Source organism: Streptomyces sp. NPDC059256 (genome assembly GCF_042753785.1).
GTDB lineage: Bacteria > Actinomycetota > Actinomycetes > Streptomycetales > Streptomycetaceae > Streptomyces.
This window is the reverse complement of the sequence record NZ_JBHYZO010000001.1, coordinates 1,032,639-1,053,150: the sequence shown is the minus strand read 5'-3', so window position 1 is coordinate 1,053,150 and position 20,512 is coordinate 1,032,639. Positions and strand designations below refer to the sequence as shown.

At 68.6% G+C, this 20,512-nt stretch carries 21 protein-coding genes; 14 read left to right on the top strand and 7 right to left on the bottom strand.

Features of this window, described 5'->3' with window-relative positions; all coding sequences use genetic code 11:
* Window positions 1-1,563 precede the first annotated feature (1,563 nt).
* The 4 genes from alr to ACFXJL_RS04505 all read left to right on the top strand — a co-directional run bounded on the left by alr (window position 1,564) and on the right by ACFXJL_RS04505 (window position 4,987).
* Window positions 1,564-2,775 carry an alanine racemase gene (gene alr / locus ACFXJL_RS04520; RefSeq protein ID WP_358876463.1) on the top strand — a complete coding sequence of 404 codons (1,212 nt, stop codon included), beginning with the start codon at window positions 1,564-1,566 and terminating at the stop codon, window positions 2,773-2,775.
* Between the two features lie 21 nt (window positions 2,776-2,796).
* Window positions 2,797-4,008 carry an alpha/beta hydrolase gene (locus tag ACFXJL_RS04515; RefSeq protein WP_358876462.1) on the top strand — a complete coding sequence of 404 codons (1,212 nt, stop codon included), beginning with the start codon at window positions 2,797-2,799 and terminating at the stop codon, window positions 4,006-4,008.
* 11 nt (window positions 4,009-4,019) lie between these two features.
* Window positions 4,020-4,529, top strand: a complete 510-nt coding sequence (tsaE, locus tag ACFXJL_RS04510; RefSeq protein ID WP_384631746.1) for a tRNA (adenosine(37)-N6)-threonylcarbamoyltransferase complex ATPase subunit type 1 TsaE — start codon at window positions 4,020-4,022, stop codon at window positions 4,527-4,529.
* Window positions 4,530-4,750: 221 nt separating this feature from the next.
* Window positions 4,751-4,987, top strand: a complete 237-nt coding sequence (locus ACFXJL_RS04505; protein WP_384631744.1) for a hypothetical protein — start codon at window positions 4,751-4,753, stop codon at window positions 4,985-4,987.
* Between the two features lie 61 nt (window positions 4,988-5,048).
* Here ACFXJL_RS04505 and ACFXJL_RS04500 read toward each other — a convergent pair whose 3' ends face one another.
* Window positions 5,049-5,603, bottom strand: coding sequence for a L,D-transpeptidase (locus ACFXJL_RS04500; protein WP_384689073.1), 555 nt, complete (start codon window positions 5,601-5,603; stop codon window positions 5,049-5,051).
* A gap of 125 nt (window positions 5,604-5,728) precedes the next feature.
* Here ACFXJL_RS04500 and tsaB point away from each other — a divergent pair, with 125 nt between their 5' ends.
* Genes tsaB through ACFXJL_RS04480 form a run of 4 tightly spaced genes read left to right on the top strand, consistent with a single transcriptional unit; the run spans window position 5,729 to window position 8,290 of the window.
* Window positions 5,729-6,391 carry a tRNA (adenosine(37)-N6)-threonylcarbamoyltransferase complex dimerization subunit type 1 TsaB gene (gene tsaB, locus ACFXJL_RS04495; protein ID WP_358876459.1) on the top strand — a complete coding sequence of 221 codons (663 nt, stop codon included), beginning with the start codon at window positions 5,729-5,731 and terminating at the stop codon, window positions 6,389-6,391.
* A gap of 29 nt (window positions 6,392-6,420) precedes the next feature.
* Window positions 6,421-6,888 (top strand): ribosomal protein S18-alanine N-acetyltransferase, encoded by a 468-nt coding sequence (rimI, locus tag ACFXJL_RS04490; protein ID WP_384689181.1) that lies wholly within the window; start codon window positions 6,421-6,423, stop codon window positions 6,886-6,888.
* Entirely contained in the window at window positions 6,888-8,009 is a 1,122-nt protein-coding gene (gene tsaD / locus ACFXJL_RS04485) for a tRNA (adenosine(37)-N6)-threonylcarbamoyltransferase complex transferase subunit TsaD (protein WP_384631740.1), read from the top strand. Before rimI ends, tsaD begins: the two co-directional genes overlap by 1 nt.
* Entirely contained in the window at window positions 8,006-8,290 is a 285-nt protein-coding gene (locus ACFXJL_RS04480) for a hypothetical protein (protein WP_384631738.1), read from the top strand. Before tsaD ends, ACFXJL_RS04480 begins: the two co-directional genes overlap by 4 nt.
* 40 nt (window positions 8,291-8,330) lie before the next feature.
* Here the strand turns inward: ACFXJL_RS04480 and ACFXJL_RS04475 are convergent, their stop codons facing one another.
* Window positions 8,331-9,053: a helix-turn-helix domain-containing protein gene (locus ACFXJL_RS04475; protein ID WP_358876456.1), complete on the bottom strand. Its 723-nt coding sequence runs from the start codon at window positions 9,051-9,053 to the stop codon at window positions 8,331-8,333.
* An 81-nt stretch (window positions 9,054-9,134) separates the two neighbouring features.
* Between ACFXJL_RS04475 and ACFXJL_RS04470 the strand changes: the two genes are divergently transcribed.
* From ACFXJL_RS04470 to ACFXJL_RS04460, 3 genes are all read left to right on the top strand, one after another.
* Entirely contained in the window at window positions 9,135-10,706 is a 1,572-nt protein-coding gene (locus ACFXJL_RS04470; RefSeq protein ID WP_384689068.1) for an MFS transporter, read from the top strand.
* A gap of 94 nt (window positions 10,707-10,800) precedes the next feature.
* Window positions 10,801-11,157: a YciI family protein gene (locus ACFXJL_RS04465; protein WP_384689065.1), complete on the top strand. Its 357-nt coding sequence runs from the start codon at window positions 10,801-10,803 to the stop codon at window positions 11,155-11,157.
* 46 nt (window positions 11,158-11,203) lie between these two features.
* On the top strand, window positions 11,204-12,454 hold the full coding sequence (locus tag ACFXJL_RS04460) for an RNA polymerase sigma factor (protein WP_384631734.1): 1,251 nt from the start codon (window positions 11,204-11,206) through the stop codon (window positions 12,452-12,454).
* 23 nt (window positions 12,455-12,477) lie between these two features.
* Here ACFXJL_RS04460 and ACFXJL_RS04455 read toward each other — a convergent pair whose 3' ends face one another.
* The 5 genes from ACFXJL_RS04455 to ACFXJL_RS04435 all read right to left on the bottom strand — a co-directional run bounded on the left by ACFXJL_RS04455 (window position 12,478) and on the right by ACFXJL_RS04435 (window position 16,653).
* Window positions 12,478-13,170, bottom strand: coding sequence for a contact-dependent growth inhibition system immunity protein (locus tag ACFXJL_RS04455; protein WP_384689062.1), 693 nt, complete (start codon window positions 13,168-13,170; stop codon window positions 12,478-12,480).
* 11 nt (window positions 13,171-13,181) lie between these two features.
* Window positions 13,182-13,481 carry an RNase A-like domain-containing protein gene (locus tag ACFXJL_RS04450; RefSeq protein WP_384689059.1) on the bottom strand — a complete coding sequence of 100 codons (300 nt, stop codon included), beginning with the start codon at window positions 13,479-13,481 and terminating at the stop codon, window positions 13,182-13,184.
* A 48-nt stretch (window positions 13,482-13,529) separates the two neighbouring features.
* Window positions 13,530-14,102, bottom strand: coding sequence for a hypothetical protein (locus tag ACFXJL_RS04445; protein WP_358876451.1), 573 nt, complete (start codon window positions 14,100-14,102; stop codon window positions 13,530-13,532).
* 64 nt (window positions 14,103-14,166) lie between these two features.
* On the bottom strand, window positions 14,167-15,408 hold the full coding sequence (locus tag ACFXJL_RS04440) for an RNase A-like domain-containing protein (RefSeq protein ID WP_384689178.1): 1,242 nt from the start codon (window positions 15,406-15,408) through the stop codon (window positions 14,167-14,169).
* Window positions 15,409-15,537: 129 nt separating this feature from the next.
* On the bottom strand, window positions 15,538-16,653 hold the full coding sequence (locus tag ACFXJL_RS04435; RefSeq protein WP_384689175.1) for a methyltransferase domain-containing protein: 1,116 nt from the start codon (window positions 16,651-16,653) through the stop codon (window positions 15,538-15,540).
* 252 nt (window positions 16,654-16,905) lie between these two features.
* On the opposite strand from ACFXJL_RS04435, the gene ACFXJL_RS04430 reads away from it, so the two are divergent.
* The 3 genes from ACFXJL_RS04430 to groL all read left to right on the top strand — a co-directional run bounded on the left by ACFXJL_RS04430 (window position 16,906) and on the right by groL (window position 20,476).
* A complete protein-coding gene (locus ACFXJL_RS04430; protein WP_384689056.1) occupies window positions 16,906-17,880 on the top strand; it encodes a polysaccharide deacetylase family protein in 975 nt (324 codons plus the stop codon).
* A gap of 529 nt (window positions 17,881-18,409) precedes the next feature.
* A complete protein-coding gene (groES, locus tag ACFXJL_RS04425; protein ID WP_329022280.1) occupies window positions 18,410-18,718 on the top strand; it encodes a co-chaperone GroES in 309 nt (102 codons plus the stop codon).
* Between the two features lie 132 nt (window positions 18,719-18,850).
* Window positions 18,851-20,476 carry a chaperonin GroEL gene (gene groL / locus ACFXJL_RS04420; protein WP_384631727.1) on the top strand — a complete coding sequence of 542 codons (1,626 nt, stop codon included), beginning with the start codon at window positions 18,851-18,853 and terminating at the stop codon, window positions 20,474-20,476.
* The last annotated feature ends 36 nt before the right edge of the window (window positions 20,477-20,512 follow it).

Below are 20,512 nucleotides of genomic sequence, written 5' to 3'. Positions count from 1 at the left end.
CGCCGGCGGCCAGCTGCTGATCCGTATATGGCGGCTCTGAAGCCGCCGACGCTTCCGGGGACACCCCCTGCGCGCCCCCAATACCGCAACCAGGTCCGCTTGCCCCTAGCCCATCCGCAAGTCGGCCTTAGCGCGGGTGCTTGATGGAGTATCTGGCTCTGCTTGGCCCCTGCTCCCTCCATAGGGTCGGGCTCCGGACGCGCCCCCAGTACCGCAACTGGCTCTGCTTGCCCCTGGCCCCGTCCATGAGCTGAGCTCAGGACGGGGCGTCAGTTGGCCATGGGCCCGAATCCCGGGGAAGTGGGAAGTGGTAGAGGGGCGCGTCCGCAGTGCATTGGTCGCCGCCAGGTGTCCATGAGTCTCCGACTCGTGTGCATACGTGGGCGGAGGGTGTACGGGGGATGGGGGCCATGGCGCCCATCACTGGGACCCCACCATTCCGGAAGGTCCATTTCGGCTGGTCTTCTGTGCCCCGCCTTGCCTCATGAGCTGACTGTGAGGCGGTGCGATGTATCTATCGGGGGTGAGCTCGGAGCGGTGTGGTGATGTGTATCCACCCCTCACACTTCTGATCTCCGATCTTCGATGTACCGGTCTCCACGAATCAAATGTGGAGGGATTGTCTTTACTTGTAGGGCGGGACCGGGTGGATTGCTGCATCCGCCCTCAGCTCATGGGGACCGCAGCCTTGCCTACCGGGCATGCGGGCCCGCTCCACCCTGGCCCCCCATGGGTCCGTAAACGCTCCTCACCCGGGGCCGAAGCCTGCTCCACGGCCCGACGAAAACTTCCACCCCCTGCTCGATCCCGAGCCTGATCCACGGCCCAAGGGCACACTCCCTCCCTACCCATGGCTCAGCTCATGGACGGGGCCAGGGGTAAGCAGCGCCAGTTGCGGTATCGGGCGCTCTCCACCCCTGAGCCCAACCCTCTAACCCGTGGATGGAGCCGGGGGCGAGCAGCGCCACTGGGCGCCCGTCCTGAGGCCGACTTCTGGATGGGCCGGGGGCAGGCGGACCTGGTTGATGTTCTGGGGGCGCGCAGGGGGTGTCCCCGGAAGCGTCGGCGGCTTCAGAGCTGTCACCTACGGATCAGCCGCTGGCCGCCGGCGCTGAGGAGTCACGCCCGAAAGCACCCCCACAAGCCGAACCAAACTAAGACCCGCACCCGGACCCCCAAGACCCGCACCCCCACAGAGCAGCCCCACAACACACGCTCCACCCGGAAACACCCAGCCCGTCCGGCGCTTGAGGACGGAAGCCTCCGCCCCCCGGGGTGGAAACCCAGCGCGGGCTTCGCGCGGAAGCAGCTAGGGCCCGCGGCTCTGGCCCCAGCTCAGCCTGTCCGGCGTTTGAGGACGGAACCCTCCACCCCCCAGGGCGGAAACCCAGGCGCGGGCCTGACCCGGAAGCAGCCAGGACCCGCGGCTCTGGCCCCAGCTCAGCCCGTCCGGCGTTTGAGGACGGAACCCTCCGCTCCCCCGGGGCGGAAACCCACGCACAGGCCCCACCCGAAAACAGCCACCCCCGCACCAAACCACCCCCCTCTGAGAGACTGGAGCCGATGACCCAGACACCACCGCCTTCCCCTGCCACCCCCCGCCCCCGTGCCCGGGCCGAGATCGATCTCGCGGCTCTGCGGGCCAATGTGCGTTCGCTGCGGGCGCGTGCGCCCCGGGCCGCCTTGATGGCTGTCGTGAAATCGGACGGGTACGGGCATGGTGCTCTCCCGTGTGCTCTTGCGGCGCGGGAGGCCGGTGCCAGTTGGACGGGGACGGCGACCCCCCATGAAGCCCTTGCCCTGCGGGCCGCCGGTCTGCCGGGGCGGATCATGTGTTGGCTGTGGACTCCGGGTGATCCGTGGCGCGAGGGCATCGAGGCGGATCTCGACATGTCGATCAGCGGGCTGTGGGCGCTGGCGGAGGTCACCGCTGCGGCCCGTGAGGTCGGGCGGCCCGCCCGTATCCAGTTGAAGGCCGATACCGGCCTCGGCCGCAATGGCTGCCAGCCTGCGGACTGGCCGGAACTGGTCGCCGCGGCGCTGGTCGCCGAGAGCGAAGGCACGGCCAAGGTCACTGGTCTGTGGTCGCACTTCGCGTGCGCCGACGAGCCTGGCCACCCCTCGATCGCGGCCCAGTTGGACGTGTTCCGGGAACTCGTCGCGTACGCCGAGAAGGCGGGTGTCGAGCCCGAGGTCAGGCATATCGCGAACTCCCCGGCAACCCTCACGCTCCCCGAGTCGCACTTCGATCTCGTACGGACGGGGATCGCGATGTACGGGGTGTCTCCGGCGCCCGAGTTGGGGACGCACGAGGCTCTGGGGCTGCGGCCGGTGATGACCTTGGCCGCTTCGGTCGCGCTGGTCAAGCAGGTCCCCGCGGGCCATGGGGTGAGCTACGGCCACCACTACGTCACTGCGCGCGAAACGGAACTGGGGCTGATTCCCCTCGGCTACGGGGATGGCATTCCGCGCCATGCATCGGGCCGTGGCCCGGTGTTGGTCGGTGGTGAGTGGCACCGGGCGGCGGGGCGGATCGCGATGGACCAGTTCGTGGTGGATCTCGGCCCGGCCGGGGGCGTGGGCGACGAGGGGCGTGGGCACAAGATCCAGGAGGGGGCCGATGCGGTGCTGTTCGGTCCGGGTGATCGCGGGGAGCCGTCGGCCGAGGACTGGGCGCAGGCAGCGGACACCATCGCGTACGAGATCGTCACCCGGATCGGGGCGAGGGTTCCGCGCGTGTATCTGCACCAAGACGTCGGTACCGACGTTCCGTAGGTCGAAGAGGGGTACGGCACGGTGAGCGAGACCAGCACGGGCGATGCGGTCGTGGCTGCGGCGGGCGCTGCCGCGTCGGGCCACTGGCGCCGGGCGGGGATCGCCGGTGCGGCGATAGGGGTGATCGCCGCGGGTGCCGCGGCGGGTGTGGCGATCGAGCGGCTCACCGTGGGGCGCGGGATGCGCAAGAAGGCCCGGTTGGCCTTGGACGCCTCGGGCCCGTACGGCGCCCTGCGTGGCACTCCGGGCCGGGCGATCGCCGACGACGGTACTCAGCTGTACTACGAGACGGACGACCTTGACCCGGACGCCGCCGGTCAGCGCCGGCGCCGGATCTTCGGCCGTAGGTCTCCCGCGCCGGTCACGGTCGTCTTCAGCCATGGCTACTGCCTCAACCAGGACTCCTGGCACTTCCAGCGGGCGGCTCTGCGCGGTCTGGTCCGTACGGTCCATTGGGATCAGCGCAGCCACGGCCGTTCGGCCCGGGGCACGGCGCAGTCGGGCCCCGATCGCACGCCGGTCTCCATCGATCAGCTCGGCCGTGATCTCAAGGCGGTCATCGATGCGGCGGTCCCCGAGGGCCCGTTGGTGCTGGTGGGGCATTCGATGGGCGGGATGACCGTGATGGCGTTGGCCGACCAGTTCCCGGAGCTGATTCGGGACCGGGTCGTCGGTGCGGCCTTCATCGGCACGTCGAGCGGTCGGCTGGGCGAGGTCAACTACGGTCTTCCGGTCGCCGGCGTCAACGCGGTGCGACGGGTGCTGCCGGGAGTGCTCCGGGCCCTCGGTTCACAGGCGGAGCTGGTGGAGCGCGCCCGCGGGGCGACCGCGGACCTCTTCGCCGGTCTGATCAAGAAGTATTCGTTCTCGTCCCGCGACGTCGACCCGGCAGTGGCCCGGTTCGCCGAACGGATGATCGAGTCCACGCCGATCGACGTGGTCGCCGAGTTCTATCCGGCCTTCGACGAGCACGACAAGGCGGGCGCACTCCCGGCCTTCGCCGATGTGCCGGTCCTGGTGCTGGCCGGTGACCGGGATCTGGTCACCCCGAGCGGCCACAGCGAGGCGATCGCCGATCTGCTGCCGGGCGCGGAGTTGGTGATCGTCCCGGACGGGGGCCATCTGGTGATGCTGGAGCACCCGGAGGCCGTCACCGACCGGTTGGCTGACCTCTTGGCGCGGGTGGGTGCGGTGCCCGAGACGGCCGAAGCCAGCGGTGCCGGCAGCGGCTAACGTTGGGCGGCATGGAAGCACCGCAGAGCACGGCGGCCGAGACCGCCGTCGCACGGATCGCCGTCGATTCCCCGGAGCAGATGCAGGACCTCGGGCGGCGGCTGGCGAAAGTACTGCGTCCGGGTGATCTGGTGATGCTCACCGGCGAGCTGGGCGCGGGCAAGACGACTCTCACCAGGGGGCTGGGGGAGGGCCTGGGGGTGCGGGGAGCGGTGACCTCGCCGACCTTCGTCATCGCTCGGGTCCATCCGTCGCTGACCGGTGGCCCCGCCCTGGTGCACGTGGACGCCTATCGGCTGGGCGGGGGGTTGGACGAGATGGAGGATCTGGATCTCGATGTCTCGCTGCCGGAGTCGGTGGTGGTCGTCGAGTGGGGTGACGGAAAGGTCGAGGACCTTTCGGACGATCGGCTCCATGTGGTGATCCACCGGGTCGTCGGCGACACGGAGGACGATCGGCGCCAGGTGACCTTGACGGGGTACGGGCGGCGCTGGTCCGCAGTGGATCTCGGCGCGGCCTGACCCGACCGAGGCGCGCTGTCTGACTCGACCATGGCGATTACGTTCCGTGGTCGTCTGACCATCGCCGTGTCGACGGATTCTTGGGCTCAATGGCCGTTCGGTGGATATTCCGACAAGACGTCGGCAAAATATTGCGCATGCCGTGCCGAGCGTGGTCACATGGCACGGAGACATGGTTAGGTTTGCCTAACCAGTCTGCCCCCGGCGATCCAGGAGGCACCATGCCGGCGTATCCGCGTGAGTCCGAGCCATCGCAGCAGCCCACCGCCGAGCCCTCGTCCTCGTCCGCCATGCCCGGTCGGCCCACGTCGATCCGGCAGTCGGCGCCGGCTGGGGTGTCGATGGGGCAGCTCTTGGCTTCGTGCGCCGCGGCCAGGGCGATCTCCACCCCGCCGCGCGAGGCGGACGCCTCCGGTCCTGCGATCGTCAACCGGAGCGAGCGCCGCGACGCCGCGTAGTCGTACCCCGCGGCGATCCGTCCCACCGATCGAGTGGCTCAGCGTGAGGTTCGTCGGCTGGCTAGGGGACGACGATGATCTTGGTGCCGATGGTGGCGAAGCGCCACATGGCGTCACCGTCCGCCCTCTTCATGCGTACGCCACCGGTCTTCTTCGACGGGTCGGGTGGAGTCATCGCCCCGCTCACCGCCGCACTGAAACCGATCGGTACGTCATTGACGTTCGCGAACCGCACCACGTGCTCGATCGCCGTCCCGTCCGATCCGTCAACCTGTCCCGACCGGGAAGTGACCGCGTACGCGCCGGGCGGCGGATTGACGGGCGACGGCATCACCGCGAACGTCGTGCTGACCTTGTTCCCCGCCGTCACCAGCCAGACCCGACGCTCGCTGAGGGCATACACCACCCGCAGCCCGGATCCCGAGTTCACCGGTAGGGCCAGTGGGTCCTTCCGCTGCTGCTGCTGCGGGTTCTCGGCACTGGGCAGCGCGCTGGGGGAGCGCGGCTTGCTGAGGTCGTCCGGGGCGCTCGCCGACGCCTGGTAGGCGAGGAAGCAGACGGCGGTCAGGGCTGCTGCCGTGAGCCCGGCCACCAGTCCCGAGCTGCTCCGTGCCACCGTGCTCCACCTCTCGCCAAGTCGTGTCAGTTCTTCGGATGAACATCTTCGGGGCGACGGTAGCAGCCACCGGCCGCCGTGGGCGGGGCGCCGTGCCTGCCGCGCGGGAGCCGTAGGCTGTTCGCGTGCTCTTGCTTGCCGTGGATACCGCCACTCCCGCCGTCACCGCCGCGCTGCACGACGGCGAGTCCGTCGTTGCCGAGTCCAGCCGTGTGGACGCCCGCAGGCACGGCGAACTGCTGCTGCCCGCCATCGATCGTGTGCTCGCCGAGGCCGGGGTGAAACTCGACGCCGTCACCGCCGTCGTCACCGGTGTCGGGCCCGGTCCGTACACCGGGCTGCGGGTCGGCCTGGTGACGGCCGCGACCTTCGGTTCGGCGTTGGACGTACCCGTCTACGGACTGTGCACGCTCGACGGCCTCGCCCACGCCAGCGACATCGACGGACCCTTCGTGGTCGCCACGGACGCCCGCCGCAAGGAGGTGTACTGGGCCCGCTACGACGCCTCGGGCAACCGGGTCGGCGAACCGGCGGTGGACCGACCGGCCGACATCGCCGAGCAGGTCGCGGGCCTGCCGGCCGTCGGAGCGGGCGCCCGGCTCTACCCCGAGGTCTTCCCGGACGCCCGCGACCCCGAGCATGTCTCGGCCGGTGCCCTCGCCTCCCTGGCCGTGCGGAAACTGGCCGGGGGCGCCCGGGAAATGGACTTCCTCCCCCCGCAGCCGCTGTACCTGCGCCGACCGGACGCCCAGGTGCCCAAGAACTACAAGGTGGTCACCCCCAAGTGACCGCCGCATCGGACCCCGTACTGCGCGAGATGCGCTGGTGGGACCTTGGCCCCGTACTCGACCTCGAACAGCGACTCTTCCCCGAGGACGCCTGGTCGCCCGGGATGTTCTGGTCCGAGTTGGCCCACGCCCGCGGCCCCCAGGCCACCCGTCGCTACGTCGTCGCCGAGAAGGGCGCGGACAGCGGCGGAAGTGAGATCGTGGGATACGCGGGGCTCGCTGCGGTCGGCGGCCTCGGCGATGTCCAGACGATCGCCGTCGCCCCCGCCGAGCAGGGAACCGGACTCGGCTCCCGGCTGCTCTCCGATCTGCTCCACCACGCCACCGCCTTCGAGTGCGACGAGGTCTTCCTCGAAGTACGGATGGACAACACCAGGGCCCAGAAGCTGTACGAGCGCTTCGGCTTCGAACCCGTGGGATTCCGCCGCGGCTACTACAAGCCGGGCAATGTCGATGCGCTCGTCATGCGGCTCCATCTGCAAGGGAATGGTCACTGATGGTTGACGAACCGCTCGTACTGGGCATCGAGACGTCCTGCGACGAGACCGGCGTCGGGATCGTCCGCGGCACCACACTGCTCGCCGACGCCGTCGCCTCCAGCGTGGACACCCACGCCCGGTTCGGCGGTGTGGTGCCCGAGATCGCCTCCCGCGCACATCTGGAGGCGATGGTCCCCACCATCGAGCGTGCGCTGAAGGACGCCGGGGTCTCGCCCCGCGACCTCGACGGCATCGCGGTGACCGCCGGCCCCGGGCTCGCGGGCGCACTGCTGGTGGGAGTCTCGGCGGCGAAGGCGTACGCGTACGCCCTCGGCAAACCGCTCTACGGCGTGAACCACCTGGCGTCCCACATCTGCGTCGACCAGTTGGAGCACGGCAAGCTCCCCGAGCCGACGATGGCGCTGCTCGTCTCGGGCGGGCACTCCTCGCTGCTGCTCGCACCGGACATCACCAACGATGTCCGCCCGCTGGGCGCGACCATCGACGACGCCGCCGGGGAGGCGTTCGACAAGATCGCCCGTGTTCTCGACCTCGGTTTCCCCGGTGGCCCCGTCATCGACCGACTGGCGAGGGAGGGAGACCCCCGGGCCATCGCCTTCCCCCGTGGGCTGTCCGGCTCCCGCGACGCCGCGTACGACTTCTCCTTCTCCGGGCTGAAGACGGCGGTGGCGCGTTGGATCGAGGCCAAGCGGGCGGCGGGCGAGGAGGTGCCGGTGCGCGATGTCGCGGCGTCCTTCCAGGAGGCCGTCGTCGACGTACTGACCCGCAAGGCGGTGCGTGCCTGTGTGGACGAGGGCGTGGACCATCTGATGATCGGCGGTGGGGTGGCCGCGAACTCCCGACTGCGTGCGCTGGCCGCGGAGCGCTGCGAGCGGGCCGGCATCCGACTGAGGGTGCCGCGACCCGGGCTGTGCACGGACAACGGCGCGATGGTGGCGGCCCTCGGCGCCGAGATGGTCGCCCGCAACCGGCCGCCGTCGGACCTGGAGTTGTCGGCTGACTCCTCGCTGCCGGTGACCGAAACCCATGTCCCGGGCCAGAACCACGCACATGATCACGGCCACGCACATGACCACGACCATGTGCATGAGATCAGCAAGGACAATCTGTACTCATGACCGCCCCGAAGTCGACCGTGGTCGCTCTGATGTGGGAGGCGCGGGCGGTGCGCGACCGCGGTGCGGAGCTGCTGGAGTGGGCCCGCGCCCAGGAACTGCCGGTGCAGCCGCTGCGGCGCGAGTCCTTCAAGGCCGGCCAGGACCGGGTGCTGGTGATCACCTGGTGGCACGCCGTTGACGCGGCGGCGCCCCTCCCGGAGCTCCCGGAGCCGGCAGGGGACCTGATCACCAGGCCCGTGCACCGCTGGCGGTTCGAATCGGTCTCCGTCGACCTCGTGTGACGCCGTTCGTGGTGACCGACCGCGGTGATGCACGGGGCGGTCAGTCGAGCCGGTGCGGATGCGTCGGCCCATCAGTTCGAGTGCGCTGCGCCCGGCTCAGCAGCCCGTCGATGATCGCCTCCAGTTGCTCCCGTACCTCGTACTCCCCGAGCTTGTTCCACTGCGGAGCCAGCTCCACCAGCCGAGGTAGCTCCTTGGCGTCCTCGTCCGTGAGCATCGCGGGGAAGTTCCACCGTCGCTCGGGCTCCGCTTCCCGTCGCGCGATGGCCGCGGTGAAGACGAGGTTCCCGTAAACGAAGTGCCAGATGGTGCGGTACGTACGGACGGCCTGCTCGGGGGTGAGGCCGCACGCGATTGACGACTCCAGGATCTCCTCGGCCATCCAGAGCGCGCCCTTGTCGGTGAGGTCGCCCAGCGCCAGGATCTCCAGGACCCAGGGCAACTGCGCCAGTACCCCGTGCATATGGACGCTCGTGTCCACCAGCCGCTGGCGGGGGTCGGCCGGCAGTGCGGGGCGGGGGAAGGTGGCTGCTACGCCCGAGAGCGTGAGCATCAGCAACTCGTCCTTGTCGCGGACGTAGTGGTAGAGCGCCATCGGCGTGCTGCCGACCTCCTTGGCCACCCGTCGCATCGAGACGGCGGCGACTCCTTCCTCCTCGATGATCCGGCGCGCGGTGGCGATGATCGTCTCGGGGTCCAGTCGACGTGGTCGCCCCACGGCCTTCTTGCCGGTTCTGTCTGCGGGTTTCTTCTCCGTTGCCACCTGCGTAGTCTCCCGCTCCTATTTTCTTTACGCGTATAGTAATGTGCGGTCCTGCCCAGGGCATCCCGGGAAGGGGAACCCATGAACGACCAAGCGCAGAGCACGCGCTGGGTGTTGACCGTGGCACTCATCGTGCAGTTCCTGGTGGCGCTGGACATGTCCGTCGTCAATGTCGCGCTGCCCGACATGCGCGACGACCTCGGTTTCACCCCCGACGGCCTGCAATGGGTCGTCGGCGCCTATGCGCTCACCTTCGGCGGCCTCCTGATGCTCGGCGGTCGGCTGACCGACATCGTGGGTCGCCGCCGCATCCTCGTCGCCGGACTCGTGCTCTTCGGCGGGGCGAGCCTGATCGGCGGTCTCGTCCAGTCCCCCGGCGCACTGATCGCCGCCCGTGCGGCCCAGGGCATCGGCGCAGCCGCCCTGGCCCCCGGCGCCTTCACCCTGATCACCGTCACCTACCCGGCGGGGCCCGCGCGTTCCAAGGCGCTCGGCATGTGGGGCATGGCGGGCGCGGCGGGCGGCGCCGTCGGCGTACTGGCAGGCGGACTCCTCACGGATGCGGCCGGCTGGCGGGCCGTGATGCTGGTCAACGTGCCCATCGTGGTGTTCGCGCTCTTCGGAGTCGCCCGGGCCGCCCTGCCCGGCGCGCCCGACCGCGCCAGCGCGCCCCGGCTCGACGTCGCGGGCGCGCTGTTGGTCACCGGGGGCATGTCCCTGCTGGTGCTGGGCGTCACCCGTACCGAGCAACACGGCTGGGGCGCGCCCACCACCGTGCTGACCCTGGGCACCTCGGTCGCCCTGCTGATCGCCTTCGCCCTGGTCGAACGACGGGTGCGCGAGCCGCTGCTGCGACTGGGACTACTGGCCGCCCGGCCCGTCCTCGGAGCGAACCTCTTCTCGCTGCTGCTCAGCTCCACCCAGTTCGCGTCCTTCTACTTCTGCTCCCTCTACATGCAGCAGGTGCTGGGGTACGAAGCCTCGAAGACGGGCGCGGCGTTCCTCCCCTTCTGCGTGGGTGTGGTGGCCGGCTCGCTGATAGGCACCAAGGCGGTCGCCATCGTCGGCATCCGGCTGCTCCTGGTGGCGGGCGGGCTCCTCGGTGCGGCGGGGATAGTGCTGTTCGCCGTCACCGCCATCCCCGACGGGAGCTTCGCGTACTCCATCCTCGGGCCGTCGCTGCTGGGCAGTGTGGGCATCGGACTCTGCTTCATCCCGCTGGGCACGGCGGCCACCAAGGACGTGGTGCCGTCGGAGGCGGGCATGGCGTCGGGGCTGCTCAACAGCTCCCGCCAGATCGGTGGCTCGCTCGGGTTGGCGATCTTGGTGACGGTCGCCGCGTCCATCAGCGCGGGAAGCAGTACGCCGGCGGCACTCGCCGAGGGCTATCGAGCGGCCTACTGGGTGTGCGCCGGACTGATGGTGCTGGCATGTGTGGCGGCGATGACACTGCTTCCGGCACATGACCGACCCACCGCGACGACCGACCAACCCGCTCGGACCGAAGATCCCACGGCTCCCACGGCTGCCGAAATGCCCACGGCGGCCGATCGGGTCGCGGTCGTCCATCGTGACCCGGTGCCGGAAGCCGGCGATCCGATGGCTCCGGTGGCCGGTCGGCACGATGCTCAGAAGAATTCAGAAGAATTCTGAAGAGCGGTGTCGATCCTGCCGGCTCCCGTTCGACATAGGGGTGAGCGGCGGGGAAACGACCCCGTCGCCGACCCGGAAGAACCGAGGAGCCACCATGCCGCGCTTTTTGACGATGATCCGCATCGACGAGAACAACATCCCGCCCGAGGGCCACAGCCCGGAGATGGGGGAGCGCATGGGCGCGCTGCTGGAGGAGATCACCAAGGCGGGAGTCATGCTCGATACCGCAGGGCTCACCCCCAGTGCCGACGGCACCAAGGTCACCTGGTCCGGTGGCAAGCTCAGCCACACCGACGGCCCCTTCACGGAGAGCAAGGAGGTCGTCGGCGGCTACTCCATCATCCAGGCCAAGGACAAGGCCGAGGCGATCGAGTGGACCAAGCGTTTCCTCCAGACCCATGACGACGTGTGGACCGTCACCGCTGAGATCCGGCAGATCGCGGAGAACTGATCCATCGGCGCTTGCCCGTCCCTGCCGCTGCTGTTGTGATGAGGCGGTGACGGTAACGGGCGCGGTGGAAGCGGTGTTCAGGATCGAGTCGGCGCGAATCATCGCCGGTGTCGCCCGGATCGTTCGGGACGTCGGCATCGCCGAGGAGATCGCCCAGGACGCCCTGGTCGCAGCGCTGGAGAAGTGGCCCGAGTCAGGTGTCCCGGACAACCCGGGCGCCTGGCTCATGGCCACGGCCAAGCACCGGGCGATCGACCTCGTCCGGCGCAAGGAGAACTACGCCCGCAAACTGGCCGAGGTCGGGCGCAGCCTGGAGGACGTACCGCCGCCCGAGGTGTCAGGGCCGGGCGACATCGACGACGACCTCCTGCGGCTGATCTTCACCGCCTGCCATCCGGTCCTGTCCACGGACGCCCGGATCGCACTGACCCTCAGACTCCTCGGCGGGCTCACCACCGAGGAGATCGCCCGGGCCTTCCTCACCTCCGAGCCGACGGTCGCCCAACGCATCGTCCGGGCCAAACGAGCGCTGGCCAAGGAGGGCGTCGCGTTCGAGGTGCCGTACGGGACGGACCGTGACGCCCGCCTCGGTTCCGTACTGGAAGTCATCTACCTGATCTTCAACGAGGGCTACGCGGCCACCACAGGCGACGACTGGATACGCCCTGCCCTCGCCGAGGACGCCCTGCGGCTGGCCCGTGTGCTGGCGGGGCTGATGCCCCAGGAGCCAGAAGTGCACGGGTTGGCCGCCCTATTGGAGATCCAGGCGTCACGGATGGGCGCGAGGGTCGGCCCGGACGGTGCCCCGGTCCTCCTCGCCGACCAGGTGCGCACCCGCTGGGACCGGCTGCTCATCCACCGTGGCTTCTCCGCCCTGGCCAGGGCCAGTGCACTGGGCGCGCCCCCGGGGCCGTACATGCTCCAGGCGGCCATCGCGGCCTGCCACGCCCGGGCGATCCACTACGAGGACACGGACTGGGCGACGGTCGCCACGCTCTATGGGCAGCTTGCGGCGCTCGTCCCGTCCCCGGTGGTCGAGTTGAACAGGGCGGTCGCCGTCTCGATGGCCGAAGGCCCGGAAGCGGGCCTGGCCCTGGTGGACGCCCTCGCCACCGAGCCCGCGCTGAAGGAGTACCACCTCCTGCCGAGCGTACGGGGCGACCTGCTGGCCCGCTTGGGCCGCTCCACCGAGGCCCGGGAGGAGTTCCACCGCGCGGCTGCCCTGACCCGCAACGAGAGGGAACGGGACCTACTGCTGACCCGAGCGGCGATGGCCACAGAAGGGGAGCAGGGCTGACTGCCCTGCTGGCATGTCATGAGTCATCCTCCGACATCGGGTTGCCCGTATCCCGACCCGAACTCGACAAGACGCTCTGCCACCCAAGCGAGCCATCCGCGTGGTGTCGAGGACGTGAACGGATCGACCTCCAAACCCAACTCGGAGACCGCGAGTGCGTAGTCCGCATCCTCCAGGCCGAGGGAGAGCAACTCGTGCACCTCACCGATGACGCGCGCTACCACCGTGTGGTTCGCCGTGGAGACGTAGTCCCGGATCGCCGAGTCGTGGTCCACGAACTCGTCCGGCATGTCCTGCGAGAACCATCCTCCCAAGAGTTGGGCCAGCTCAGGAAATCTGGCGTGCCACTCCCAGTGGGTCAGTGGGGAGGGTGAGGGGAATGGGGCTTCCCCCTGCTCGACGCTGCGTCTGATGTGGCCGGCGATGTGGAGAAGCCAGGCTTGGATCCCGGAGTCCGGCAGGCCGATGTCGGGGACGGGATAGAACTCGCCGAGCCGCTGACGCACTCTGCCAGGTGGATTGCGCGCGTAGGTGCGAATCTGCTGTTCCGCGAGGGCCAGGGACCACGGCCGTGTACGCCAGGTGTGGCGTAGATACGCCTGAAGCGCACGGCTCGACTTGTCCGATGTGTCGTCGGCCGGCTCCCCGATGTATGCCGCGATCACCACATCCAGTTCACCGTAACGGCTGTCGAAGTCGAGCGGCTTCATGGGCATGTCCAGGGCCTCTACAGATAGACGGGGAAAGTGGCGTGCACGACGAAGCCGTGGGGGCTCGACGGGTCCCTCCTGAGCACCACCCGCGCCGACCGCACATCCAGGGCACCCCTTCCGGCGAGCACCATGGACTGGAGCAGCACCCGCCCGACCGGCTGTGAACGGGATGGCCAGGCTGCTTCGATGCTCAGACGCGCTCGGTTGTCCTGCGCGAGCCAGTGGCGGATCGATCGTTCATTGCGGTTGACGACCTGTTGGGTGGCCCATTGGGCGGCCTCTCGGTCGCAGTAGGAGGCGGATCGGGTCAGCACGGCTTCTCCGGTTCACACGGTGGATCAAGGGGGAATCGACCCCTGGGTTCAGGTGGCGTCGAAGGACCAGAAGAGTCCTACCTCGGACTCGGAGACGATCACCAGCCCGACGTCCCAGTCGTACTGGCTGAAGGTGTGGACCCCCGTGACCGCCTGGTAGAAGTCCGGATTCGCGCCTTCGTATCCCGTGTTGGCGTAGAAACGGGACTCAACTGGGAATCTGGACAGTAGAACGTCTGCCTTGCCTTCCATCTCAGGTCTCCTGTGATCGAACTCCCGCTCGCGAGTGACATCCAGGTACTGCGTCCCGAGTACGACGAGGAGTCTCTTCGCCGATCCGCGCGGAACCTCCGTCAAATGCGCTCGCCAGCTCTTGATCTCCGGTTCGGTTGTCGGTGGCGCAACAAAGGGGAAAGCCGCGTCGTCCTGGCGTTCTTCCTCGTCCTGGTCCGGGTCGAGGCTCCGCCACGCGCGGGGGTCCCGCGTCGTGCCCCGTACGAGGGACGCCAGGTCGAGGCCCCACTCCGGATGCTCGCGAGGCCCGACAGCGACGAAGGTGTAGCGCCGCTCGTACAGTGTGAGCGCTTCCGCCCAGGCCGTGCGGTCGGGATCTGTCGTCACTTGACCTGCCCGTGTCGTTGTCCGAATGAGGTTTTGGTGGTCCGGCTGGCGCAGCCTGGTCAGGCTATTCAGGCATGGAGGTCACGACAACGAAGGGTGGGTCGAGGCTTGGGTCGTACTTCAACCGCGTGGCCACTCCGTAGGCGTCCGTCACCGGTGTGGGGGCGTTGTTGACCACCTCTGATGTCCGGCCGGTCACCATTGGTCCGTTGACCTGCCCGGCGCTGGGCACCGCATCGACTCGGAAGACCTTGCTGGGGGGCTCCGGCGGCGGATTGCTCAGCCAGCTGTTGATGGTCTCGGTGTTCGAGCGAATGCAGTGCTGGGTGTACGTCTGGGCCGATGCGAAATCGGTGAAGCTCGATGCAGCCGGAATCCTGGGGATCCCTGCTCCATTGGCCTGGTCGCGGAGACGCTGCAGAAGCTGTTCATCGGTCTTGCCCACGTGTTTGTCAATGGTGTGTCCCCCTCCGAGCTCCTCGGTGGTCGCCAGGTCGAGGGAGTACTGGTACGGGAAGGTAGCTTCGGCGCGCTGCCAGCTGTGCTCTCGCTTGAACTCGTTGAGCGACCGGGCGCCGAAGGCTTGGGCCCGTGCTTGCTCGGCTTGGAACGTCGGAGCACTGAGCAGCGCCTCGTCCAGTTCGGGTAAGAGCGCGGTCAGCTTGGTACCCGCTTCGCTGAACGCCTGGTGATAGTTCTCGACGGCGGCGTCCATGGCGGCCTTGTCCATATGGGACCTGAAGGTCAGGACTATCTCGGCAAAGGCCATGGTTGCCGCGAGCCTGGTCAGCTCCCAGAGATCAAGGCCGATGGTCAAATCTTTGACGGTTGCCTTGGTGGCCTCGATGCCAAGGCGTTCGGTCGTCTTCGTTGTCTTCTCCCCGACCGCGGCAAGATGCTCGAGGATCTCCTGGATCGCGTTCGCCGTCTTGTGGAGCACCTCGATGATGGGTCTCCGGGAAGCCGGTGAAGTGGTTCGGCTGGTCTTCCAACTGCGACCCGTCTGCGCCCTCTGGCCCGCCTCGTCTCGGGTACGCCCCCACTCGGTGGTGCCCCAGATGGTTTGGCAGAATGCCCTCATTGCGCCCTGCCACTCACCATTCCCTTGCGGGTCGGTGATGTACGAGATGGCGCTGGTCAATGCGTCCGAGGACTTTGTCGCCTCAGTTGCGACGGTTCGCCACGCGGTCGCCATTCCCCGGAGATCGTCTTCCCGGGCGCCGGGGGTGATCTCGTGGACCCTGGACTTGTAGCAGGAGCCGTTGTCGGTCAGGACGCGTTCGACCAGGATCCGCCTGCCGTGCACGGTCAAGCGGGCATTACGGTGTGACACGAAGACCTCCGTGCGGTGCAGTCCTAGACACCTCCACCACACCGGAGGTCTTCGCCATGATCAAGACCTGATCCGAGTTAACAACACTCGTGGCCAATACACCTAGGCCGGGTGCCCGATCAACATCGAGGGGGCGCCGTTGACCCGGGTCAGGAACACCGTTGCCGCGTTCGGTCCCTGAGGCTTCACCCGGCGGCGCAGTTCCTCCGGTTCCACGGCCGATCCGCGCTTCTTGACCGTGAGGTTTCCGACGTTCCGGCTCCGCAGCAGGGCCTTGAGCTTCTTCAGGCTGAACGACAGGACGTCGGTGACCTCGTAGGCCGTGGCGAACGGGGTGGGGCGCAGTTCGTTCGAGGTGATGTACGCGATCGTCGCGTCGATCAGACCGCCGTCCAACGCCTCGGCCGCCTCGGCGACGAGGTGGGCGCGGACGACCGCGCCGTCCGGTTCGTACAGATAGCGGCCCACCGGGCGTACGGGAGGGTCGGGGAGTTCGTTCGAGGGCAGGGTGTGGGGGCCCGGCAGCAGGGTGGCCGTGATGCGGGGTGTGGCAGGGCCGCCGTGCCAGAGCACGGCCTCCTTCACGTCCTTCTCGTCCGAGATCCACTCGGCCGAGAAGTCCGGGGGCACCAACTCGTGCGGGATGCCGGGTGCGATCTTGAGGGCGGCGTGGGGGCGCGTACGGGCGGCTTCGATCGCCCAGGACAGCGGCGGTGAGTACGCCTCCGGGTCGAAGATCCTGCCCCGGCCGCCCCTGCGGGCCGGATCGACGAAGACCGCGTCGTAGGGGCTGGTGTCCGTCTCCATGACGTCGGCGCAGCGGACTTCGATGAACTCGGACAGGCCGAGTGCCTGCGCATTGGCCCGGGCGGTCGCCGCGGTGAGCGGGTCATGGTCCACGGCCAGCACCCGTACGCCGGCGCGGGCCAGGGCGATGGCGTCGCCGCCGATCCCGCTGCAGAGGTCGGCCACGCTACCGACGCCCAGGGCGGAGAAGCGGGCGGCACGGTACTCGGCGACCGATCGACGGGTCGACTGTTCGACACCGTTCGGCGTGAAGTACATCCGGTATGCGTCCTCGGCTCCGAACTTCGCGACCGCCCGCTGCCGCAGCCGCGCCTGCCCGAGTGCCGCCGAGACCAGTTCGGGCGGGTGCTCGCGGCGCAGTCGGGTGGCGATTGCCAACTCCTGGGCGGGGGAGTGGTCGCGCAGTTCCATGAGCAGCGCTTGGCCCTCGTCCGAGAGGAGTGCGGAGAGTGAGGAGAGGTCGTTCACCGGCCCATTGTGGGCCAGGTGGGGGACGGGTCGGGGTCGGCGGCGGTGTCGGCGTGGTCGTGCGGAGGGTGGCTGACAGTATCCAGCGCCATGCAGCTAAACCGACAAAACGTAAAGAATCTCCTCAAAATCACTGAGCTGGGTGGTGAGATTTCCGATGGGCACACCAGTGGGACAGGAGGCGTTCTCGGCCAGGTGTCGGCACGCAGACGCAGAGGGCGGTTCCGTACGGGCCGGACGATCGGCGTTGCGCTGATCGTCGCCCTCCTCGGCTCGGCGTGTGCCGGGGCCGCCGATGAACGCAGCGCAGCACGCCCGGGGCAGCCGGCGAAGGAGGCGGCTGGTGCGGCGGGCGCACCCCCCGAGAAGGCGGAGGAGGCCCAGCGGGCTGCCCAGGCCGCGAAAGCCCAGCGGGCCATGAAGGCGAAGGCGGCGGAGAAGGCCGAACGTGCCCGGGTCGCACGGGTGGCCGCCGCCAAGAGGTGGGGCCTCGCCCACACCCCGCTCGTTGCTCCTGCGCCACCCGCGACCAAGCCGGAGATCGCCACCCGCGAGGGCTTCGAGGTCGAGGGCGGCGAGTCGCTGCCACCGGTCTTCACCACGGTGCCGGTCACGGAGAGGGTGGTCTTCCTGACCATCGACGACGGTACGGAGAAGGACCCAGAGCTCCTCCGGATGATGAGCGAGCTCCAGATCCCGTACAGCGCCTTCCTCAGCGACTACGTGATCAACGACAACTACGGCTACTTCCGTCAGATGCGCGACCGCGGGGTCGCGCTCCACAACCACACCCTCAACCACCGCTACATGCCCGGGCTGTCCTACACGGCGCAGAAGCGCGAGATCTGCGGCCAGCAGGACAATTTGCAGAAGCTGTACGGCAAGCGCCCGCAGCTCTTCAGGCCGCCGTACGGCAACTACAACCGGGACACCCTGCGGGCCGCGCAGGCGTGTGGGGTCACCGCGGTGCCGCTCTGGGCGGCGGAGGCGTTTCCCGATCGGATGGAGTGGCGCGAATGGGACCGGGACCTGCATCCGGGCGACATCATCCTCACGCACTTCCGGGGCCGGAAGGACTGGAGCGGCACGATGACCGACATGATCCGGCAGGTGATGAAGACCGTGACCGAGAAGGGGTACGCGGTGGCCCGCCTGGAGGACTACGTCTGATCGGGGTGAGGGATCGTTCCCTCACCGCCCGGGCCCGTGCGCCGGAGTGCCTCGCGCGGTGCGGCATTCCCGGCGGCCCTGCCCGTACGCCGGGGCGCACGGCCTTCTGGCCTGATGCTCGCAGGGGCGTCCGACCACCGGATCTCCGGCCCGTGGCCACCCGGTGCTCCTTGTCGTACGAGCTTTCCGCAGGGCCGATCCACCCCTCGGAGTGGTGTCATCCGCAGGTGTGACGTGTTGGCGAATTCCTGTTGCCGAACTTTCGCTGATCGATCCAAGACGGCTCTGAGCAGGCAATATTGAGAGAAGCGTGCTGGTCGACGGTGATGGAACGGGCGCATCGGACCCGCCAGCATTGGCACTCCGCTTGACCGAGTGCTAATCGCAGTCATAGTCTCGGGTCTGGCACTCCCCACTGGAGAGTGCCAGCACAGCGACAGGCAGGTCCGGCACCCGCGACGACGGATCGATCTGGTCGCCACCCAAGATCAGTTAACCCCGTGAGATCTCCGAAGGGGGAGGTCGGATCGTGACGACCACCAGCTCCAAGGTTGCCATCAAGCCGCTTGAGGACCGCATTGTGGTCCAGCCGCTCGACGCCGAGCAGACCACGGCCTCTGGCCTGGTCATCCCGGACACCGCGAAGGAGAAGCCCCAGGAGGGCGTCGTCCTTGCGGTCGGCCCGGGTCGCTTCGAGAACGGCGAGCGGCTTCCGCTCGACGTCAACACCGGCGATGTCGTGCTTTACAGCAAGTACGGCGGCACCGAGGTGAAGTACAACGGCGAGGAGTACCTCGTCCTCTCGGCCCGCGACGTGCTCGCCATCGTCGAGAAGTAGGACGGGTTTCCGGGTCGCGCCCGGAACACTTCATACCCCGTTTGTTATTGAGCTGCGCCCCTGGCCCCCGCTGACATCCATATCCGGGCGCTAGGGGCGCAGTTCGTCTCAGAAGAGGACAGAAACGCTCCCATGGCGAAGATCCTGAAGTTCGACGAGGACGCCCGTCGCGCCCTCGAGCGCGGCGTCAACAAGCTTGCCGACACGGTCAAGGTGACGATCGGCCCCCGTGGCCGCAATGTCGTCATCGACAAGAAGTTCGGCGCCCCCACCATCACCAACGACGGTGTCACGATCGCCCGCGAGGTCGAGCTCGACGACCCGTACGAGAACCTCGGCGCCCAGCTGGTGAAGGAGGTGGCGACCAAGACCAACGACATCGCTGGTGACGGCACCACCACCGCCACCGTGCTCGCGCAGGCGCTGGTCCGCGAGGGCCTGCGCAACGTCGCCGCCGGCGCCTCCCCGGCCTCCCTGAAGAAGGGCATCGACGCCGCCGTCAAGGCCGTGTCCGATGAGCTCCTGCGCAGCGCCCGTCCGATCGAGGACAAGGCCGACATCGCCGCCGTCGCCGCTCTTTCCGCTCAGGACCAGCAGGTCGGTGAGCTGATCGGCGAGGCGATGGACAAGGTCGGCAAGGACGGCGTCATCACCGTCGAGGAGTCCAACACCTTCGGCCTGGAGCTCGACTTCACCGAGGGCATGGCCTTCGACAAGGGCTACCTCTCTCCGTACATGGTCACCGACCAGGAGCGTATGGAGGCCGTCCTTGAGGACCCGTACATCCTGATCAACCAGGGCAAGATCTCGTCCATCCAGGACCTGCTGCCCCTGCTGGAGAAGGTCATCCAGGAGGGTGGCTCCAAGCCCCTGCTGGTCATCGCCGAGGACGTCGACGGCGAAGCCCTCTCCACCCTGATCGTCAACAAGATCCGCGGCCGGTTCAACGCCGTGGCCGTCAAGGCCCCCGGCTTCGGCGACCGCCGCAAGGCGATGCTCCAGGACATGGCCACCCTCACCGGTGCCACCGTCATCTCCGAAGAGGTCGGCCTCAAGCTCGACCAGGCCGGTCTGGACATGCTGGGCACCGCCCGCCGCGTCACGATCACCAAGGACGACACGACCATCGTCGACGGTGCCGGTGGCAGCGACGACATCGTCGGTCGCGTCAACCAGATCAAGGCCGAGATCGCCTCCACGGACTCCGACTGGGACCGCGAGAAGCTCCAGGAGCGCCTCGCCAAGCTGGCCGGCGGCGTGTGTGTGATTCGCGTCGGTGCCGCCACCGAGGTGGAGCTCAAGGAGAAGAAGCACCGTCTGGAGGACGCCATCTCCGCGACTCGCGCCGCGGTCGAGGAGGGCATCGTCTCCGGTGGTGGCTCCGCGCTCGTCCACGCGGTCAAGGTCCTCGCCGACAACCTCGGCAAGGAGGGCGACGAGGCCACCGGTGTCGCCGTCGTCCGTCGCGCCGCCGTCGAGCCGCTGCGCTGGATCGCGGAGAACGCCGGCCTTGAGGGCTACGTCATCACCTCCAAGGTCGCCGAGCTGGACGAGGGCCAGGGCTTCAACGCCGCGACCGGCGAGTACGGCGACCTGGTGAAGGCCGGCGTCATCGACCCGGTCAAGGTCACCCGCTCCGCCCTGGAGAACGCCGCCTCCATCGCCTCCCTGCTGCTCACGACCGAGACCCTGGTCGTCGAGAAGCCGGCCGAGGACGAGGGCGACGCCGGCCACGGCGGTCACGGCCACTCCCACTGAGACACGTCTCGGCCCGTACGTCGGCGTAGCGGCTCA

What these genes read in the sequence shown, in the direction of transcription:
- ACFXJL_RS04480 (WP_384631738.1), top strand. Translation starts at nt 8,006, where the DNA reads ATGACCGCCCCGAAGTCGACCGTGGTCGCTCTGATGTGGGAGGCGCGG.
- ACFXJL_RS04505 (WP_384631744.1), top strand. Translation starts at nt 4,751, where the DNA reads ATGCCGGCGTATCCGCGTGAGTCCGAGCCATCGCAGCAGCCCACCGCC.
- tsaD (WP_384631740.1), top strand. Translation starts at nt 6,888, where the DNA reads ATGGTTGACGAACCGCTCGTACTGGGCATCGAGACGTCCTGCGACGAG.
- ACFXJL_RS04455 (WP_384689062.1), bottom strand. Translation starts at nt 13,170, where the DNA reads ATGCCCATGAAGCCGCTCGACTTCGACAGCCGTTACGGTGAACTGGAT.
- ACFXJL_RS04435 (WP_384689175.1), bottom strand. Translation starts at nt 16,653, where the DNA reads ATGGAACTGCGCGACCACTCCCCCGCCCAGGAGTTGGCAATCGCCACC.
- ACFXJL_RS04465 (WP_384689065.1), top strand. Translation starts at nt 10,801, where the DNA reads ATGCCGCGCTTTTTGACGATGATCCGCATCGACGAGAACAACATCCCG.
- rimI (WP_384689181.1), top strand. Translation starts at nt 6,421, where the DNA reads ATGCGCTGGTGGGACCTTGGCCCCGTACTCGACCTCGAACAGCGACTC.
- ACFXJL_RS04470 (WP_384689068.1), top strand. Translation starts at nt 9,135, where the DNA reads ATGAACGACCAAGCGCAGAGCACGCGCTGGGTGTTGACCGTGGCACTC.
- groL (WP_384631727.1), top strand. Translation starts at nt 18,851, where the DNA reads ATGGCGAAGATCCTGAAGTTCGACGAGGACGCCCGTCGCGCCCTCGAG.
- tsaE (WP_384631746.1), top strand. Translation starts at nt 4,020, where the DNA reads ATGGAAGCACCGCAGAGCACGGCGGCCGAGACCGCCGTCGCACGGATC.
- alr (WP_358876463.1), top strand. Translation starts at nt 1,564, where the DNA reads ATGACCCAGACACCACCGCCTTCCCCTGCCACCCCCCGCCCCCGTGCC.